The organism is Micromonospora sp. NPDC005173 (assembly GCF_040608515.1).
Taxonomy (GTDB): domain Bacteria; phylum Actinomycetota; class Actinomycetes; order Mycobacteriales; family Micromonosporaceae; genus Micromonospora.
Genome location: NZ_JBEXIK010000063.1, coordinates 1 through 17,949 on the forward strand (window position 1 = coordinate 1; position 17,949 = coordinate 17,949).

A 17,949-nucleotide genomic window follows, 5' to 3' on the forward strand; every position below is an offset into this window, starting at 1 on the left:
CAACCTGCACGTACATCTTGTCTTCGTCACCAAGTATCGGCGGGACGTCCTCAACGACACGATGCTCACCCACTGCGAACAGATCATGCGGCAGGCCTGCGCCGAACTGCGCGAGTTCAACGGCGAGGACGACCACGTCCACCTGCTCGTGCACTACCCACCCAAGCTGCCCATCTCCACGCTGGTCAACCGACTCAAGGGCGTCTCGGCGCACTACCTACGCAAGGAGTTCACCGACCGGATCAACCAGCACATCATGCACGGACACCTGTGGTCCCCTTCGTACTTCGCCGCGTCCTGCGGCGGCGCCCCACTGGAAATGATCAAGGACTACATCAAAGGGCAGAAACATCCCGGTCCGTGACGCGATTCCTCCCGACCCTGAAGGACCAGGATCCCTCGCTAATCCAGTTGAACCCGTGTCGGCCCCCCGTGGTCAGATCGCTTCGGCGAGTTCGGTGAACGCGGCGGCGACCCGCGTAGCGGGCGGGGTGTCAATGGCGAGTTCGTAGTGGCCGCATCAGAGGTTCTGCATGAATGCGTGGCCGGCGATGATCACTTGTGCTGTCTTGTCTGTTGGTAGCCCGCGCATCGGTCTCAACCGGTGTTGAGCTGGCTGTGATCAGCCTCGATCGGGTTATTGGCGTACTGCTCGACGTGGTGCCACGCGGACGGGACCAGCTCATCCAGCACCCCGGGGTAGACCGGCGCGGCGTCGGTGACGACCTCGCTGGGTGTCACCTTCAATGTCGACAGCGCCCGGCGAAAGAATCTGCGGGCCGCTTCGGCGTCCCGGCGGGCCGAGACCAGCACGTCGATGACCTGCCCGTCCTGGTCGACCGCCCGGTACACGTACCGCCACACGCCGTTGACCTTCACGTACGTCTCATCGACGAACCGGCGGTCACCTGGCGAGTGGCGGCTGAAGCGGGCGGCGTCGGCCAGCCTAGCCACCAACGGCGCCTGCACCCTCTTGCGTCGTGGGCTGCGGCACCCTCCTATCGGTGATCAAGTTTCCGAAGTCGGCGGTGGGACAGGCCGAACTGTGCCACCGCCGATAACGCTATCTACTTATGATCTTGGGGCTTGGGTTGGTGGCTGCGGACTATGCGTACGGTGGTGCTTAGCCTGATCGGCGCGTCGTCGGGGCCTCTTCTCCGCACTAAAATCGGTGGCCGTCTCGTACCTGGCCACGAGCCGTAGCTTCTCCGCCGGACTGAATGAGCGTCGTCGTGGACCACCCGCTCGCCGTTCGTTAAATGCCCGCGCGGTCGTAGACACTGTCTACGCCGCATTACCCCGTCAACTCAGCCGCGGATGCGTACAGGTCGGCCATACCGCGGGCGGCCGCGACTAGCCGGGACCGGAGTTCGGCCGGCCTCACCACCTCGACCTCGGCCCCGAACCGTAGGAACTGACCCTCGGCATGGATCAGCGACTCGATCGGCACCGTCGCCCGCACCCACCCGGACCGGTCCATCCGCCCGGTCGCGGCCACCGCCGCCCGGACGTCGGCCCCAACCAGGTCGGGCAGCCGCTCCAGGGCGCCCGGCGAGAACCGCACCACCGCCTCGCCCTGGTGCAGCCGGGCCTGGAACTGGCTGAGGTAACCGGCCCAGTAGCCGGCAAGGTCGAAAGTGGACGGGCGCTCGAACCGCTCGTCGAGCAGGGTCAGGTCGAGGATCTGGTTGACTCGGTAGGTCCGCGGGGTTCGGCCTTCGGCCCCGTCGCGGGGCTCGGCCGCCGCCACCAGGTACCAGACGCCGGCCTTCAGCACGAGGCCGAGCGGGTCGAGGACGCGGGTCACATCGGTCGGCGCCTGCCACCGCCGGTAATGGGCGCGGATCCGGCGCTGCTGCCACAGCGCGTCGGCTACCGCCCCCAGATGCGGGCTGGCGTCGCCCTGGCTGTACCAGCGGGGCGCGTCGAAGTGGAATCGGTCGCGGACCCGGTTGGCGCTCTCCCGCAGCGCCGGTGGCAGCGCGGCCGCCAGCTTGAGCTCGGCCGCCGACAGCAGGGCGCCCAGGCCGAGGTCGGCCGCCGGCCCGGGCAGCCCGGTCAGAAACAGCGCCCGAGCCTCGTCCTCGGTGAGGCCAGTCAGCCGGGTCCGGAAGCCGGCCACCAGTTGGTATCCGCCGTCCGGGCCGTCCTCGGCGTAGAGCGGCACGCCGGCCGCACTGAGCGCGCTCATGTCCCGGTACACGGTGCGGACCGAGACGTCCAGTTCCTCCGCTAGCGCCCGCGCGCTCATTCGGCCCCGGGTCTGCAACAGCAGCAGGGCGGACAGTAGGCGGCTCGCACGCACTCCTCGATTGTCACCCGATACCCCTGACAGGAGATGTCAGGGGTAGCCCCGCATTCTTACTCGTGACACACGACGACCCGGGAGGAACCCATGTCCGACGACGACGGCCGGCACGATTTCGACTTCGTGCCCGGCGTGTGGCAGATGCGCAACCGCAAGCTGGTCAACGCGCTCGACCCGGAGTGCGACGAGTGGGTCGAGTTCGACTCGGTGTCCACCGGCGACATACGACTATACGGGCTGGGCAACACCGACCGGATGCTGGTCGAGTCGATGCCGCCCGACGGTCAGCCCTACGAGGGGATGACCCTGCGCCTGTTCGACCCGCAGGAAAAGCTCTGGCGGATCTGGTGGACATCCAGCCGCTACCCGGGCACGCTCGAACCACCGGTCGTCGGCCGATTCGAGGAGGACGGCGTGGGCCGGTTCTACTGCGACGACGTCGTCAACGGTACCCCGGTCAAGGTGCGGTTCGAGTGGTCGGACACGACGACCGAGACTCCGAAGTGGAATCAAGCGTTTTCGTTCGACGACGGGCAGACCTGGAAACCAAACTGGTACAACCGGTTCGTCCGACTGTCCCACTAGGAACGCCCGGCAGGTCAGGCCGGAAACACCTTTAGATCCACAGGCCCAGGCGCCCTCCCAACGGTGATCAAGTTTCCGATGTCGGCGGTGGAACAGGCAGAACTGGGCCACCGCCGACATCGCAATCTACTTATGATCTTGGGGCTCGGGTTGGTGGCTGCTGAGTATGCGTACGGTGGTGCTCAACCGGATCGGCGCATCGTCGGGGCCCCTGAGGAAGGGGTGGATGTAGACAGGGCGGCGCAGCAACCGGCCGGGGCCGTGGGCTTGGTTGCGCCAGTGGCCGGAGACCCAGAACCGACTGGTCTGGGAGCGCCCTTGGCTGTCTGGCGTTGGTTCCCCGTCCGGCGCTGGGATGGTGCGGCGGCCGCGGATGCGCACGATGCGCAGCTCGGGTACGGGCCGGTTGGTGCGGGCGTAGGTCTTGGCGACGGTTTTGTCGACTCCTGTCGTGGTGACTTCTGCGGTTTGCTGTGCGATCAGCAGCCACGTCGCGACCAGCGCTGCCGCCGGATGGTCACCGGGTATCAGGTGCTGTTCGGGGAGGTGGGCTGCGCTCATTGGTGCGAGCCAGCCGACCTGTTCGCGTAGCCGTTGCAGCGGTTTGCCGTGCAGTCCGGCGCCGATGGTGCGGTAGAGGACTATTTGCCGGCCGTGGATGGTGTCGGTCCAGGATGCGGCGGTGAGCTGCCGGTGTGTCACGGGCCGGGGCCAGATGAGCATGCCGTCGGCCGAGGGGATGAGGTCGCGGCTGATGCGTACGTCGGGCAGCTGCGCTGCGGCGTGTTCGGCCAGGTCGGTGAAGTCGTTGTCGATCCAGTACAGGTGTGATCGGTCCAGGCCGGTAGCGATCTGGTCCCGTGGGTTGGTGATTCTGAGCGTGGCGGGCAGGTTGTCGGTGCTTCGGTAGAAGCGGGTGAGCCGGTCACGGACCTTGGGCAGCTCTCCGGCGGTGATGGTGGTTGCCGGCCAGGCGGTCGTCGTGATGAGTGTTCGGCCGGGGAGTCGGGCGTTGAGGAACGCTAGGTGCAGTTCCTCGATTCGTTGTCGTGCCTGTGGATGGTTGGCGAGGCCGAGTGCCCGTACCGCGCGGTCGATGACCTTGTCGTTGCGACCCTCGTCGATGTGGACCTGGCAGGCCGCGCATGCCGCCCAGGAGTGGCCGAAGTCTTGGACCAGCCCTGCGGTGGGGCCGATGGCAATGGCGGTCACCTCGCCGCCGTGCAGGGTCCAGATCGGGTGCGGGTCGCCGCAGAAGTCGCAGCTTCGACGCACGGTGTCAAGCTGGCTGACCGGGACGGGCGCTGGTTTGTGTCCGTCGGTGGCGAGGTGGGTCGGGTGTATGTAGGTGGGTGGCATGCCGAGGGTGTTCAGCGGGGAGAGGCAGGTCTGGCAGGCCATCTCTTCGTGCGGGGCGGTCATGCCGTGGCCCCGTCGGTCGGCTGGCGGCGGTCGCGCAGGCGAGGTCCGCGACGGTGCTGTGCGGGCGGCATGGTCATGCCCGGCTGGTAGATGGCGTGGCGGTTCCGGCCCTGTCGCTTGGCGTGGTACATGGCGATGTCGGCGCGGTGCAGGGCCACCTCGGTGAAGGGGTCGCTGGTGTCGACGAGGGCCAGGCCCACGCTGGCGGTGACCGTGGCGGGGCTGCCGTCTGCGGGAAGCGCGATGGGCTGGGAGATGATCGTGGCGAGGGTGTCGGCGATGCGGTGCAGGTCGCCGTTGCGGACCGGCAGTATGGCGGCGTATTCGTCGCCGGCGAGCCGCGCGGCGGCGCCTCCGTGAAGGGCGGCGATGTCGGTGATGCGGTCGCCGACTTCGATGAGGAGGTCGTCTCCCCGGCCGTGGCCGTGGGTGTCGTTGATGTGTTTGAAGTCGTCGAGGTCGATCAGGGCGACGATGAGGGGTTGTGCGGGGGCGGTTGTGGCGAGGGTCGCGTGCGCGGCCTGCAGGCCGGCGCGGTTGAGCATGCCGGTGAGCGGGTCGTGGAGCATCGACGAGGTGGCGTCGGCGAGTTGGGTGCGGAGGCTGTGAATCGTCGGCCAGGCGGTGAGCCTGCCCAGGGCGAACGCCACCACCGCGGTGGCGATCATGATCAGTGATAGGGACACTGGGTTCCTCCTTTAGGAGAACCCGGGACGCGATCGTTTGGTAGGCGGCGCGTCCCGGGTCCTGATACGACGACGGCCCGCCTTTAGCGGGCCGGGTTTACGGGTTCGTGCCGCTCGGGCTCACGGCATCGGCGATGACGACGACCTCCCCGAGGAGGCGTCATCGGGGCGGTTCAGTCAGCAGCGCTCGTAGCGGTGGGCCTGCGAGTTGATTGCCGCCGTTGGTGCGCGATGCGACGTCCGCCGACCGGGAGTTGGTGTCGGCGGCGCACCGGGTGTTCGGCCTGGTCGGCGCGAAGTCTGGCGGGTAGGTCGGCTGGTATCTCGGCGTAGGGTGCGACGGCCAGAAGCACCTCGGCTGGGTCGAGAATCGTCTCGATCCGGCCGAGGTGGATGGTGTCGGGTTCGTGGTCGGGTTCGGTGACCGGGTCCCAGGTGAAGTCGACGACGGTGGCGAAGTACGTGCGGTGGGGGTTCCAGCCGACCTGGATGGTGTACCGCTCGAACTCGCGTTTGGGTGTGAGGGTGTACAGGCTCATGGGTTCCTTTCCTGGGGTTGCTGCCCTGCCCGGCGCGTCAGGCGCCCGCAGCAGGTGGTGCAGTAGCGGCCGCTGGCCTGGATGGTTTTGCCGGGCGGGACGTTGCGTCGTCGTGGCTCACTCCCCCGTCGTGGCCCACGCTGTAAGTCGCCGGCGGGGTCTGGTCCGCCACGCCGGTGAGGGAGCACGGCGTGCTGCTGCGCCCTCGGTAGGAGGGCGAGGTGGGGGTGCCGGCGGCAGGTGCGCCGATGCTCATGCCGGCAGGTGCCGGGCGCGTTCCTCTGCCACTTCGATGATCTTGTCGCGGCGCGCGGCGGGCAGGTCGACGAGCAGGTCGACGTAGTGCTGTTCCTGCGCGGTGAGCGGCTCGGTGAACGCCGCCTTGTAGGCCAGCCGTGCTGCCTCGTGTGCGGCCTCGATCGGGCCACTGTGGTCGTAGGCGGAGGTGACCTGGCGAAGCTGTGCGGCTGCCGTGAGCGGGTCTCGGGACAGGGTGGTGTCGTAGAGGCGGAAGTTCACCGGAAGGTCGGCGGCGGTGATCGCGGTGATCAGGCACAGGTTGGCCTGGACGTCGTAGGCGAATGCCTCGGTGCGGGTGGGCGTTTCCCCGCGGGCGCGCAGGGCGGCGCGTTCGGCGTGCCAGCGCAGTCGGGCTTCTTCGGCGGTGCGGGCGAGAGACAGCAGGATGCTTCGAATGGGATCCACCGTGGTTACTCCTGTTGTGAGGGGGTGTTCGGGTTCCGGGTTGACGGGCTGTGGTGGACGGCGGTGATCGCCTGCTCGACGACGGAGGGCGGCAGACCGGCGTGCAGGGCCTGCAGGAGCAGGCCGGCGAGCTGGTAGTCGGGGTTGACCTGCAGGGCACGCTCGGCGGCCATGACGGCCAGGACGCCGTCACCGCAGCGCTACGCGGTGAGCGCGAGCACGGTCGCGGGCGCCGGCACGAGCGGCTCGTCGGCGCGGCGCGTGACCTCGGCCCAGAAGGTGACGTGCTGGTCGTGCGGTTGACTGTCAACGGCGAGGTCCCGCACCGGCCTGTGCGTCGGCGGCACGGTCAGCCAGGCCACCTCGTCGTCCCGTCGGTCATCGCTGCACCGCCCGACTGCCGGCAGTAGCCGAGGGCGTGCCCGCGACCAACCCGGCGCGCGAAGCCAGCCGATCGGTGGCCACGTCGTGGGCTGGGCGCGCTGCGGAGTGTCTGCCGGCGACCGCGGAGGTGCTGGGGCGGAGGCTGAGTGGGGTGGCGTAGTGAAGGTCGGCTTGAGGCTCGCTGTCTCTCAGGCGCCACGGGGCCAAAGCATGTTGTCCTCCACAGGACAGCAAGAATGCGGCCACCGGTTGGTGGCCGCCTGAAGGGATGGGGGTGCCGCGCCCCGGTCGCGTGGGCGAGGGGCGTGGGCTCTGTGCGTGCCAGATCCGAGGCTGGCGGCGGCGGCCGACCGTGACTGGTGGGCGCGATGCCGTCGCGGGAGGCGTCGGATCAGTGGCATTTCGGAAAGTAGGAGAACCCTCAAGTTAGCCGTGGAGGGAGCACCGTTGGCCGGGCTGTCAGGTTCGGCCTCCTGGCAGAACCTGACAGCCCGCAGTTGCCTGGCCGCTACCATCCCGTTCGCCGTCGACTTCCGAACGGGGTGCAGATCCGCGCGGATCCGGCCCGGCAGGGCAGAAATTCCGACGGCCAACGGCACGGTGGGTGGACGGCACCATCACGTCTGGAATTGCTCCCCGGCCACGCCTCTGCTGGCAGGCGGAAAGGCGCGGCGCGGCGCGGCGGTGACGATCGCTTGTTCAGGAGCTCCAGGTGTTGAGCATGCCCTGCAGGCGGTCTTCTCGGGCGACTGCAGGGGCAGGCCCCAGCTGTATCTCACGGCGGTCCACATCATGCTGTAGGTGCACCGGTAGGACGACAGTGGCGCTGCCATGTCGACCGATCCTGGTCGCCCCTAACCTGATTCACGTTGTCGGTCACCGCGATCAGCTGCGGAGGGTGAGGTCGTTGGCGAAGCTCAGCCGGCGGCTGGTGGTCCACGGCACCGCCTGTGCCTGTCGGTTTTGTCCGCCCCGCCGACACCCGGCCCATAGCCTGGCTTCATGACCGAATCGGACGAGCAGTCGCAGAGCGTCCGCACGGTGATCGTGGCCGGTTCCGTCAACGTCGCTGTCGCCGCGGCCAAGGTGGTTGCGGGTCTGCTCTCGGGTTCGGCGGCCATGCTGTCGGAAGCCGCGCATTCGTTCGCCGACACCACGACCGAGGTGCTGCTGTTCGTGGCGCTGCGTCGTGGCCGCCGCCGGGCCGACCCCGGGCGTCCCTTCGGCTACGGTCGGGAGAGCTACATCTGGGCCCTCCTCGCCGCGGTCTTCACCTTCGTCAGCGGCGCCGGCTTCTCCATCACCCACGGCGTGCACGTCATCGCATCGGCCAAGGAGACCGGAGATTACCTCGTCTCGTACGCGGTGCTGGTCGTCTCCTTCGTCCTGGAGTCGGTGTCCCTGATGCGGACGGTGCGGCAGGTACGGCGCCGGGCCAAGCGCTGGGGCATCAGTCCAGCTAGGGTCCTGCGGCGCACGCCCAACACCGCCATCAAGGCGGTGTTCCTGGAGGACAGCGCCGCCCTGATCGGCCTGGGGATAGCGGGTGCAGGCCTGGGGCTCGCCGAGCTGACCGGTGACCCGGTTTGGGATGGCATCGCATCGGTTGCCATCGGTGTACTGCTCCTCGTGGTGGCCACCATTCTGGCCCGCAACAACCTCGCCCTGCTCGTCGGCCGGTCAGCAAGGGAGCCAGTTCAGGACGAGATTCGCCAGGAATTGGCCGCCCTGCCAAACGTGCAAGGCATCGTGGAGCTGCTGACCCTGCAGCTCGGTCCCGACGACATTCTCGTTGTCGCGAAGATCGACTTTTCCGACCAAGTCAGGGCCGCCGACATCGAGGACGTGGCCGACGAGGCCAGACGACGGCTCACCGCGCGTAACCCGGCGATCCGGTTCGTCTTCCTCAACCCGACTGGCGCCGGTTCCTAACCCGCGGGCAGTTGATGAGGGCTGGGCAGTCGGCGTTCTGCGCGCTGCGCCGGCGTCGTCGAGCAGCCGCCGCGCTGCGAGGTCGATGTTGTACCGCCACGGTGAGAACACGCGGACGTGCCCCCACACCAGCCGCCACGAAGGCCATCCGGCGTGCGGCGGGACTCGGTGCGGAGACCCTCAGGTACGGCGTTGCCAAGCTCACCGCGGCGGAACGACTTGGCGTGGCACTACACCCACGGATCGCCCAACGCATCGAGCAACAGTTCCTCCTCGGATCAGCGCTCCGTGTGATCTTGTTTGTCCTGCTCGGTCTCGCTGGACGGGCCGGTCCAACCGGCCAGCTTGTCCTCCAGGCCCACCCCGTACTCCAATCATCCGGATCGGCCCGCTCCATAACTTCAGTCCCCCGAGCGGGCGGGAACACGTTAGACGGGGCCACCGACACGTTCATGGAGCCGGTAGATGTGGGCCAGCCTGGCCGGAAGCCGGGCGGAAGCCCCAGATCCTCCCGTGCGCCGTCCCGAGACTCATCGCCTCCATAGCGCGGTGAGCGCGTCACGCAGTTCCGAGGCCACGGTCGGCTGGTTGATGCCGGCGGGGCTGGCGTCCGCGATCGCCTGAGCGCTGATCCGTACGTCGCAGTACTTGAGGATGAGCCGAGTGTCGATCATGGTCTGCTTCCTGTTCGAAGGTGCGGGTGAGAGGAGGGGTTCGCGCTATGGCCGGCGCGCCGTCCGCTGGCGCCCGCACCCGGACAACCGCTCCAGCGAGCAGCCAGCGCACCATCACCAAGGCCGCGACCGATCCAGAGCCGGCCCGTCGGCCTGCAACTGGCGGCCTTGGCCGTGGAGACCGGGCTAGAGATCACGGTGTGTCACTTCTCGCCCGGCACGTCCAAGTGGAACAAGGTCGAACACCGGCTGTTTTCCCACATCACGATGAACTGGCGGGGCCGGCTGCTGTCTAGCCACGAGGTCATCGTGCAGACCATCGCCGCCACCACGACCCGCACCGGGCTGCGCGTGCACGCGCAACTGGACACCAACACCTACGACACCGGGGTTCGCATCAGCGACCGGCAGCACGAGGCGTTACCCGTGACCCGCCACGACTGGCACGGCGACTGGAACTACACGCTGCGTCCCGAGGCATACCAACACATCACCACCGACCCTGACCCGTTCGACCAGCCCAGCCCCGACCTGGCCTGGCTCTGCCACCCCGCCCTGACCGGACTACCAGCACAGCAATGAGACGCGCTCATCACCACCCTGATGACGCTGCACCCTCGGCAGCGGGAGGCGAACCTGGACAAGCGGCGCGGTCACCGTCCACGGCTGACCGCACCCGGCACCGGCCGCCGTCCCGTCCTCACCCTCGCCGACCGGCTCCTGGCAACCATCCTGCACCAACGCCTCGCCCTGCCCCAGACCGCCGTCGCCGCCCTGTTCCACGTCCGACCCAAGACGATCAACAGGCACATCCGCGAGACCCGCCAACTCCTACAGCAGGCCGGACACACCATCCACCCAAGCCCACACCGGCTCGCCGCACTCGACGACCTCTACCGCCTCGCCACCACAGAAGGCATCAGCGTCCCAGCGGACACGACAGCGTGTTAATGATCTGCAATCCCTAACTGAGCGGCATTGGGGTTAGCGGACCACCAGCGTCGCGGTGGCGTGGTGGACCACCGGGCCGGTGGCACCGGTGATGACCATCGGGAAGGTGCCGCGCGGGGTCCGCTTGGTGGTGCACACCTGCAGGGTGGAGGCGCCCGAGGCGCTGACGGGGTTCGGCGTGAAGCTGGCCGACGAGCCGGTCGGCAGTCCGGTGACCGACAGTGCCACCGCCCCGGTGAACCCGCCGATCGCCGAAGTGGAGACGGTGTAGGTGACGGCCCGGCCCCGCAGCACCGTCGCCGACGACGGCGAGATGGTCACCGTGAAGTCCGGTGCCGGCGTGACCACCAGGGTGATCCCGGTCGAGTGGCTGGTCGAGCCGCTCGTGCCCGTCACCGTCAAGGCGTACGTCCCTGGCTGCGCCGACCCGGGCGTCGCGATGCTCAGGCTCGCGCTGCCCGACCCGACGACGATCGACGGCGAGAACGACGCCGTCCCGACCGAAGCCGGCAGGCCGCCCAGGCTCATCGCGACGGTACCGGTGAAGCCGTTCAGGCCGGTGACGCCGATCGTGTAGCCCGCGCTGGAGCCCGCGACGACGCTGGCGGAGGTCGACGTCGCGGCGAGGCCGAAGTCGGGTGTTGCGGTCACCACCAACAGCACCACCGTGGTCCGGCTCAGCCCTCCGCCCGTGGCGGTGAGGGTCAGTGGGTAGGTCCCGGCCGCGATCGTGGGCGCCGTGGTGACGGCCACCTGAGCGGAGCCCGTCCCGCCGACGACGACGGCAGGGGTGATCGTCCAGGTGGCCTGAGTGGCGGAGAGGCCGCCGAGCGCGAGCGCTACGTCGCCGGCGAAGCCGTTCACGCCCGCGATGGAGATGGTGTACGTGACCCCGCCGCCCGGGGCGGTTTGCGTTTCGGACGGCGACGCGAGCACGCTGAAGTCGGGTGCCGTGGACAGCCACTGGTAGGCGGCGAGGGCGTCCACCCGGCCGTACCCGTAGGCGTTGTCAGGCCCGGGCTCCCCCAGATCGACCGCGGCGCTCTCCAGCGCGCTCTGCTGCCGGTCCGCGCTCAGGTCGGGGAACGCGCCGAGCAGCAGGGCGAGCACACCCGCGACGTGCGGCGCGGCCAGCGACGTGCCGGACGCGTCGCGGTAGCCCCCGTACAGGTCGGTGGTCCGCACGCCGACGCCGGGCGCGCTGAGCCGCGGCGCGATCGTCTGGCCGCAGGCGGACGGGCCGCGACTGCTCGACGGATCGATGACGCCAGCGTCGTCGATGGCGCCGACCGCAAGGGCTTCTGGGTTGTTGGCCGGGCTGAGCACGGTCGAGGGATCGGGCCCGTAGTTGCCGGCGGAGAACACCGGCAGGATGCCGGCCGCCCGCAGGCTGCGCAGATCCGGCTGGAAGTCGAGGTTGCAGCCGCCGACGGCACCGCTCCAGGAGTTGTTGACCACGTCGGGTGCGTCCGGCGTGCCCGGGTTGCCGTCTGGGTCGAGCAGCCACTGGAAGCCCAGATGGATGCGCGAGGTGGTGGTGCCGCCGCGATCGTTGAAGATCTTCACGGCGATCCACTTCGCGCCCGGCGCGACGCCGATCGACGTGCCTCCCGCCGAACCTCCGACCATCACGCCCATCGTCGCCGTTCCGTGCCCGCTCACGTCGGTCGGAACCGTCGGGTGCTCGCCGTTCGGGTCGTACCAGCTGTTGCTGCCGCCGCGCCAGCGTGCGGCCAGGTCCGGGTGGCTGCCGTCCACTCCGGTGTCCATCGTGGCGACCACGGTTCCCTGGCCGGTGAGGCCGAGGCTCCACAGCGCCGGGGCGTTGACCGCCTCGACGTTCGGTTCCACGGGCGCGGCAAGGTTCGACGAGGCGACCGTTGACGGCGGGGCCTGGATCGTACGGTCGGGACGGATCTCGTGCACGTCGGGCCGTGCCGCGAGTTCGGCGATCACCTCCGGCTTGGCGGCGACCGCGACCGCGTTGACGACCCACAGCGGCACCACGTCGGCCACCAGGCCTTGTGCCTGTCGCCTGGCGAGCAGGCCGAGCACGCCGGATTGATCGGCGGCCGCCCGGGCGCGCAGGGCACGCACGAGCGCGACCTCGCGCTTTCGGCGCGACGGCGCGACGACGGTGCTCGGGTCGACCTGGGACCTGAGCACCACGATCACCGTCACCATTCCGGCACGTTCCGCGAACGCCGCTGGGCCGGCTGTGGCCGCTGCCGCTCCGGCACTGGCGCCCACCGTGACGGGGGCCATCAACGCCGTGACGAGCGCGGCGGCGATCACGATGCGCTTCATCGGACGTCCTCCGGGATCCTCTGCTCGATCTGACCGGTGGGCGTCGCAGCCGGCCGGCGGCGCCGCACGGCCGTCAGGCGCCACCCGGCGAGCACCACCAGTACGCCGATCACGATCGCCGCACCAGTATTGGCGATCGGGGTGAGAACGTCGCGGGACCGTGGCGGTGAGACCGCCGCCGGTGGCACCGACCACTCGACGGGCACGGTCAGGCGCGCTCCGCCTCGGCGGATCACGGCGGTGACCCGCACCACGCCCGGGCCTGACAACTGGCCGGTGCCGAAGTACCGTCCCGGCTCGATCTCCCGCAACGGCACGGCGGTGGATCCGCCGTCGAGCTCGACGGTGACGCTCCCGACTTGCGCCGGTGGCGGACGTCGCGAGCTCGCGGCGAGAACCGTGAACCCATTGGTGCCGGGCCGGTTCGGGGTGATCGTGAGCGAGACCACGACATCGCCAGAAGATCCGTTCCGGGTGACGGGGATCGGCACGTCGGCGACCGACGCCGGGGACTGCCTGGACGGAGGAGTCTCGACCAGAGCTCCGGCCAGGAGCAGGAGCACGACTCCCGCCGTGGCCTCGGCTGCGAGGAGCCGACGTGACGGCGGCGCGGCGAAGCGGGCCCCCCACCGCCCGCGCACTCGAGCGGCATTGACCAGGCCGAGGCCGCCCGCCACCGACAGCAGCACGCCCTTGGTGATGAGCAGCCGGCCGTACGTCGTGCCGACCAGCGCGCGCACCGACTCGACCTCGCGTCCCGCGCTGTAGAGCCCGGTCGCCACGACCAGCGCCACGCCGACGGCGGCCAGCGCCGTGAAGCGGTGACCGACCGCCTTCAACAGCTTCCCCCGCCCGGCGGCCTCTCCACCGGGACGGGCCAGCACCACCGCCAGCGCGGCGACGCCGCCGAGCCACAGGCAGGCGGTGAGGACGTGCACGGCGACCGCGGCGACGGCCACGGCGCGCGCCGGCCCGAGCGATGCGGCATGGCCGCCGAGTGCCTCGACCGTCACGGCGACCGACACGAGCAACCCGACAGCCGCCCAGCCGCCGGTGTGCGGCGCACGGGTCGGGGATCGCAGGGCGACGGCGACCGCGGCGAGTGCGAGCAGGGCCCCCTCGCGGGCCAACCAGAGGTGGCCCCAGCGCGTGTCGGACAGCAGGCTGACGGCCGTCGACAACCCGAACGGACCGGACCGGTACGTCTGGACGACGAGGTCGGCGAGGGCGACCACGGCCGCCAGCCCGCCCGCGGCGGCCGCGAGCGTGAGCGCCCGCCGGCGCGCCTGGTCGACGGCAACGCGGACCGGCTCAGCCGCCGCACCCACGGGGCGAAGCACCACCGCGGCGACCGCCAGTCCCCCGATCAGCCCGGCGAGCAGGCACAGCCCGAGCCAGCGGCGGACGACATCGGGTGCAGGCACGTCCTCGCCGGATTCGAAGGCCTGCGGCGCCGGCCCGCCGGGCGGCCGGTTCCCGACCGTGAACACGACGACACCGCCCGCCGTGTGACCGTCGTCCTCCGCGAGGACGCGCCAGGCGACTCCGTACGTCCCGGGTGTGAGCGTCGGCAGTTGAAGCGCGAGCTGGCGAGGGTCCCGGCGGTCCGCCGCGGTGTGAGCTCCCTCGACAGTACGTCCGGCGCTGTCGAGCAGCGACGCGGTACTGAACTCGGGTGAGATGTCCTCGCTGAAGCGCAGCAGCGCGACACGCGGCGCCTCGGTGACGGTCGTGCCGTTGGCTGGTTGCGACTCGATCAGGACCGCGTGGGCGGCCGCGGGCCGCGCCGGCAAGAGGACAACCAGGATCGCGGCGGCTACGCCGAGCAGCCGTAAGCAGATCCGGGCGGCCCGCACACGGGCCGGGTCACCGCACCGCGACATGCTCCACCTGCGCCTTACCCAGCAGCACACTGACCCTGCCGCCGCGATGGATCCAGTTTCCCGGGTTCTCGAACACCAGGTAGTACGTGACGCCGGTCTTGTAGGCGCCGGTGTGGGAGTGGTTCATCAGCAGTTCGTGGACCACGAGACCGGTCTGCTCGTCCACCACGGCCGGTGGGGTGTCCTCGTCGTGCAGGCTGTTGGCCAGTTCCGGGTCGACGACCGTGAAGCGCAGGTCGACCAGTCCTCCCCCACCGGTGACCGCCACCCGGGTGATCCGAACGCCGCTGTGCTGGCCGAGAGCGTCGGCGTCCACGACCGGCCGCGCCCAGGCCGCCGGGACGGGGCTGCCGGCGGTCTCCGCGTCGTCCGTCGAGGCGCGCCAGGTCGACAGGGCGATCCCGGTCAGCGCGATCGCCAGGACGACGCCGGTGAGCCCCCCGGCGAGGCGCGCGTGCCGCCCGCCCCAGCGCCACCGGCCTCTTCGCCGAGGAACCGTCGTGCCACCCCGGTCGGGTGAATCGCTCATGGCGGCACCTCGCCTCAGTGGTGGATGAAGGTGAGCATCCCGCCACCCGTCGTCGGGGTCGGGCCGGTGCCGGTCTGCGACCCGTTGGTGACGTGTTGCTGGCGGTTGTACAGCGGGAACCCGTGCGAGCTCGGTCCGGAACCAGCCGGGACGGTGGCGATCGCGTCTTCCGTCGCGCCGGCCGGGATCGTCTCGGCGTTCGCGTCGAAGGGAACGTTCAGTGGCCGGGCGTCGCGGGCGACCACCCGGTCGTGCATGCCGAGCAGCAGCATCGTCGTGTTGTCGTAGCCGGCGTTCAGATAGCGCAGCAGCACGCGTTGTCCGGCTGCCGCCGTGATGCCCGGTGCCGTGTCCGGGTAGGCCTTGCCGTTGATGAGCCAGTACGTCGCCCGGTAGGCGTGCATGTCGAAGGTCGCGGGTGCGGCATTGAAGGCGGGGTCGATCGCGCTCAGGACGAGCAGGGCCTCCACGTCGTACGCGGTTGTCGCCGAGTTGTAGGCCTGGTTGGGCGTCGCGGGCCGGACTATGAGCGCGCCGTGGAGTCCCATCGCCGCCTGGCGTCCGGCGTCACCGCCGCTGCCGTAGAGGTAGGTGCCGGGCGCGTTGGCCGTGAAGGTACGGGTGACCGTCGCGCCGACGGCGGCGTCGGTCGGTCCCGCGTTGAAGGCGATGCCCGGGATCTCGAACGAGAGCGGGTGGCCGGCGGGGAGGTTGTTGGTGACCGCGAGCGTGACGGTGTCCCCGACGTTGACGGTCAGGACCGGCCCCGGCAGGCCCGGCGTGACGCCGGCACAGTTCCCCGGCGTTGCCGTCGTGCCGAAGCCCCAGATCTGGACGTTCACTCCACCAGCCAGGGTGACGCTACCGGCCTTCGCGCACAGGTTGATGGACACCGGTGCGGCCGAGACGCTCGAGCTGCCAACCCCGAGTCCGGCGGCGATCAGGACCAGGACGAGCAGGCTCCTGGTCGTCGTCTTCCACACATGTGCGCGCATCGCCGATCTCTCCTTAACCTCGCGGCCGGTCATGGCGCGTCGTAGGTGAGGGCCATGAGGTTGCCCCACGTCGAGAAGGGGGTCGGGTTGGGGGCCGTGTACCGCTGCGTGTGGACGAGCACGCGGACCTGGCCGCCATTCGCTCCGGCGCCGACGTAGGCGCTGGCGGGTCCGGGCAGCGTCCACGTCGAGGTGAGGTCGCTGGAACCGACGGTCTGCGGCTGCGTCGGCGGTGGCGGGAGGGTCACCCACCCGGCAGAGGTCGCGGACGAGCAGCCCGTCGCACCCGCGATCGTCCAGTTGCAGATCTTGGCCGTCTGCTGCGGCTGGTTCGAGCTGATCGTCACGCATGCGGTGGCGGTCGTGCTGCCGCAGTTCTTGCCCTTGTAGGTCACCTTAAGGTTCTGGGCTCCGGCCGGGATGCCGGTGAACGCGGCGTACCAGTCGGTTGCCAGTGCGGTGACCGTGGCGCCGCTCAGGTGGCTCGCCGCCACCGTGCCGAGTTGGCCCCGTACCACCGTCCAGGTCGTGGTGCCTTGTCCGCCCGTTACCAGCAGAACCTCGTTGTCGATCCGGACGTGGTAGTTGCCCGCGGCGGGGAAGCCGGCGGCCGAGGAGACGGCGATGCTCGTCTGCGTGGCGGTCGTGGCCGTCGGCCGGGTCGTCGTCCTCGGGTTCACCATGTAGTACCTGCTGTCGTCCGCGGCGAGGTCGGAGACGCTGCCACCCTTGAGCGCACCGCCGACGATGGCGCCCGACGTCGGGTAACCCGTGCACCCGCCGGCCGGATCGACCCGCAGCAGGGTGGCCATACCGCCGAAGCCTTCGTCGAAGTTGGTGAATTCATTGAGCGCATGGCTGTGCCACGGGAAATACCACTCGCCGCAGATGTTCTGCGACACCACTCCCGTCGGCAGGGTGCCCTTGTAGCCCAGGTACGGGCTGCCGCCGTACCAGGTGTTGCCGTCCTTGAACGTGACGTCGCGGTAGTTGGGCGGCGGCACCGGCAACGGGTGGGTGTTGGGATCCCACTGGTCCTGGTCGTCCCAACGCAGGAGGAAGTCCTCGGTCTGCCCGGAGCCGATGGTCTCGCCGAAGTGCTCGGTGGACGCCGAGCCCCCGGCGGGCGCGCGCAGCGGCCGGCCGTCCTGCGCGATCAGGGTGGTGTGGTTGCCGTGCGGGTGGAAGGGATGGTTCAGGGCACCTACGTTGATCATCCTGACCAGAGCAGGCGGAGTGCCGGGCGACGTCGGGCGGATCCGCACCAGTGCCCCGTACGGCTGGTTGGGCAGCAGCCCGGAGCCGTTGTCCTGGATGGTGTCCGGGAAGTCCCGTCCGTTGATGGCGAAGTAGCGATCGCGCCGGGCGTTGACGTCGTACGTCGCGCCGGCCTCCACCGCATGGTGGAGATCTGGATCGATCTCGCTGAGCAGCAGGAGGTACTCGCGCGAGGGGTCGAACGCCGTCGTGGCGTCGTAGGCGTAGGCGGGGCCGAGGCTCGGGCGCACGACCAGAGCGCCGTAGAGGCCCATCTCGATCTGCTTGGCGATGTCCGAGCCGCTCTCGTACAGGTACGTGCCCGGACTACCTGCCACGAAGCGGTAGCTGACGGTCCCGTTCGTCGCCGCCGCCTCGGTGGTCAACAGACCCGCGGCGCCACCGGTGGCGGTCACCGCCGCGTCCTGGCCCGGGAACACGATGGAGGCGGGCTCCGGCAGGTCGTTGGTGAGGTTGACGACGACCGTCTCCCCCTGGGTCACGCACAGCACAGGTCCAGGGCTCTGGAACTGCCCGCTGTCGGGGGCGTCGGCGTTGGCGTAGCTCCACATGAAGACGCTGTTGCCGTCGGGTGTCTCGATGTAGCCGGTCTTCGCCACCAGGTTGAAGGTGTGGGTGCCGCCCGCGACGGTGCCGGGGGTGCAGACCATCCCGACCTTGGGCGCTCCGATGGGAAGCGCGTCGGCGGGTCCCGTTACCAGCAGCGCCGAGCCGGCGGCGAGCGTGACGACGGTGACCAGCCGTTGGGCTCTCTGCCTCAACATGGCCTTT

14 protein-coding genes and 3 pseudogenes are annotated in these 17,949 nt (G+C 69.7%); 4 read left to right on the forward strand and 13 right to left on the reverse strand.

Annotated elements, in window-relative coordinates:
* Positions 1-364, forward strand: a 364-nt coding sequence (tnpA, locus tag ABZV00_RS34690; RefSeq protein WP_355614038.1) for an IS200/IS605 family transposase, incomplete at its 5' end; no start/stop codon positions are given.
* Between the two features lie 72 nt (positions 365-436).
* Here the strand turns inward: tnpA and ABZV00_RS34695 are convergent.
* Positions 437-945: pseudogene (locus tag ABZV00_RS34695) on the reverse strand (DDE-type integrase/transposase/recombinase); the annotation flags it as partial.
* A gap of 349 nt (positions 946-1,294) precedes the next feature.
* On the reverse strand, positions 1,295-2,305 hold the full coding sequence (locus tag ABZV00_RS34700; protein WP_355614040.1) for a WYL domain-containing protein: 1,011 nt from the start codon (positions 2,303-2,305) through the stop codon (positions 1,295-1,297).
* Positions 2,306-2,395: 90 nt separating this feature from the next.
* On the opposite strand from ABZV00_RS34700, the gene ABZV00_RS34705 reads away from it, so the two are divergent.
* On the forward strand, positions 2,396-2,893 hold the full coding sequence (locus ABZV00_RS34705; RefSeq protein WP_355614041.1) for a hypothetical protein: 498 nt from the start codon (positions 2,396-2,398) through the stop codon (positions 2,891-2,893).
* A gap of 126 nt (positions 2,894-3,019) precedes the next feature.
* Here ABZV00_RS34705 and ABZV00_RS34710 read toward each other — a convergent pair whose 3' ends face one another.
* The 5 genes and pseudogenes from ABZV00_RS34710 to ABZV00_RS34730 form a co-directional block, all read right to left on the reverse strand.
* Positions 3,020-4,315: a hypothetical protein gene (locus tag ABZV00_RS34710; RefSeq protein WP_355614043.1), complete on the reverse strand. Its 1,296-nt coding sequence runs from the start codon at positions 4,313-4,315 to the stop codon at positions 3,020-3,022.
* A complete protein-coding gene (locus ABZV00_RS34715) occupies positions 4,312-5,001 on the reverse strand; it encodes a GGDEF domain-containing protein (RefSeq protein WP_355614045.1) in 690 nt (229 codons plus the stop codon). The genes ABZV00_RS34710 and ABZV00_RS34715 overlap by 4 nt, the downstream gene beginning before the upstream one ends.
* Before the next feature lie 173 nt (positions 5,002-5,174).
* On the reverse strand, positions 5,175-5,540 hold the full coding sequence (locus ABZV00_RS34720) for a hypothetical protein (protein ID WP_355614047.1): 366 nt from the start codon (positions 5,538-5,540) through the stop codon (positions 5,175-5,177).
* 252 nt (positions 5,541-5,792) lie between these two features.
* Positions 5,793-6,245: a hypothetical protein gene (locus ABZV00_RS34725; protein WP_355614049.1), complete on the reverse strand. Its 453-nt coding sequence runs from the start codon at positions 6,243-6,245 to the stop codon at positions 5,793-5,795.
* A gap of 5 nt (positions 6,246-6,250) precedes the next feature.
* Positions 6,251-6,700: pseudogene (locus ABZV00_RS34730) on the reverse strand (DUF4192 family protein).
* Between the two features lie 931 nt (positions 6,701-7,631).
* On the opposite strand from ABZV00_RS34730, the gene ABZV00_RS34735 reads away from it, so the two are divergent.
* Positions 7,632-8,561 carry a cation diffusion facilitator family transporter gene (locus ABZV00_RS34735; protein WP_355614051.1) on the forward strand — a complete coding sequence of 310 codons (930 nt, stop codon included), beginning with the start codon at positions 7,632-7,634 and terminating at the stop codon, positions 8,559-8,561.
* Between the two features lie 530 nt (positions 8,562-9,091).
* Here ABZV00_RS34735 and ABZV00_RS34740 read toward each other — a convergent pair.
* On the reverse strand, positions 9,092-9,235 hold the full coding sequence (locus tag ABZV00_RS34740; protein ID WP_355614053.1) for a hypothetical protein: 144 nt from the start codon (positions 9,233-9,235) through the stop codon (positions 9,092-9,094).
* Between the two features lie 156 nt (positions 9,236-9,391).
* Here ABZV00_RS34740 and ABZV00_RS34745 point away from each other — a divergent pair.
* Positions 9,392-10,186 (forward strand): annotated as a pseudogene (locus ABZV00_RS34745) (ISAzo13 family transposase); the annotation flags it as partial.
* A 33-nt stretch (positions 10,187-10,219) separates the two neighbouring features.
* Here the strand turns inward: ABZV00_RS34745 and ABZV00_RS34750 are convergent.
* The 5 genes from ABZV00_RS34750 to ABZV00_RS34770 are packed head-to-tail and all read right to left on the reverse strand — an operon-like array spanning position 10,220 to position 17,942.
* Complete coding sequence (locus ABZV00_RS34750) at positions 10,220-12,493, reverse strand: S8 family serine peptidase (RefSeq protein ID WP_355614055.1); 2,274 nt, start codon at positions 12,491-12,493, stop codon at positions 10,220-10,222.
* On the reverse strand, positions 12,490-14,376 hold the full coding sequence (locus ABZV00_RS34755) for a copper resistance protein CopC (RefSeq protein ID WP_355614057.1): 1,887 nt from the start codon (positions 14,374-14,376) through the stop codon (positions 12,490-12,492). Before ABZV00_RS34755 ends, ABZV00_RS34750 begins: the two co-directional genes overlap by 4 nt.
* Positions 14,360-14,905: a hypothetical protein gene (locus ABZV00_RS34760; RefSeq protein WP_355614058.1), complete on the reverse strand. Its 546-nt coding sequence runs from the start codon at positions 14,903-14,905 to the stop codon at positions 14,360-14,362. Before ABZV00_RS34760 ends, ABZV00_RS34755 begins: the two co-directional genes overlap by 17 nt.
* Positions 14,906-14,919: 14 nt before the next feature.
* A complete protein-coding gene (locus tag ABZV00_RS34765) occupies positions 14,920-15,900 on the reverse strand; it encodes a multicopper oxidase domain-containing protein (RefSeq protein WP_355614060.1) in 981 nt (326 codons plus the stop codon).
* Positions 15,901-15,929: 29 nt separating this feature from the next.
* Positions 15,930-17,942, reverse strand: a complete 2,013-nt coding sequence (locus ABZV00_RS34770) for a multicopper oxidase domain-containing protein (protein WP_355614062.1) — start codon at positions 17,940-17,942, stop codon at positions 15,930-15,932.
* Positions 17,943-17,949 lie beyond the last annotated feature (7 nt).

Excerpts from the sequence above, each read along its gene's own strand:
- ABZV00_RS34735 (WP_355614051.1), top strand. The coding sequence starts at position 7,632 with ATGACCGAATCGGACGAGCAGTCGCAGAGCGTCCGCACGGTGATCGTG.
- ABZV00_RS34755 (WP_355614057.1), bottom strand. The coding sequence starts at position 14,376 with ATGTCGCGGTGCGGTGACCCGGCCCGTGTGCGGGCCGCCCGGATCTGC.
- ABZV00_RS34750 (WP_355614055.1), bottom strand. The coding sequence starts at position 12,493 with ATGAAGCGCATCGTGATCGCCGCCGCGCTCGTCACGGCGTTGATGGCC.
- ABZV00_RS34710 (WP_355614043.1), bottom strand. The coding sequence starts at position 4,315 with ATGACCGCCCCGCACGAAGAGATGGCCTGCCAGACCTGCCTCTCCCCG.
- ABZV00_RS34770 (WP_355614062.1), bottom strand. The coding sequence starts at position 17,942 with ATGTTGAGGCAGAGAGCCCAACGGCTGGTCACCGTCGTCACGCTCGCC.
- ABZV00_RS34720 (WP_355614047.1), bottom strand. The coding sequence starts at position 5,540 with ATGAGCCTGTACACCCTCACACCCAAACGCGAGTTCGAGCGGTACACC.
- ABZV00_RS34760 (WP_355614058.1), bottom strand. The coding sequence starts at position 14,905 with ATGAGCGATTCACCCGACCGGGGTGGCACGACGGTTCCTCGGCGAAGA.
- ABZV00_RS34705 (WP_355614041.1), top strand. The coding sequence starts at position 2,396 with ATGTCCGACGACGACGGCCGGCACGATTTCGACTTCGTGCCCGGCGTG.
- ABZV00_RS34765 (WP_355614060.1), bottom strand. The coding sequence starts at position 15,900 with ATGCGCGCACATGTGTGGAAGACGACGACCAGGAGCCTGCTCGTCCTG.
- ABZV00_RS34740 (WP_355614053.1), bottom strand. The coding sequence starts at position 9,235 with ATGATCGACACTCGGCTCATCCTCAAGTACTGCGACGTACGGATCAGC.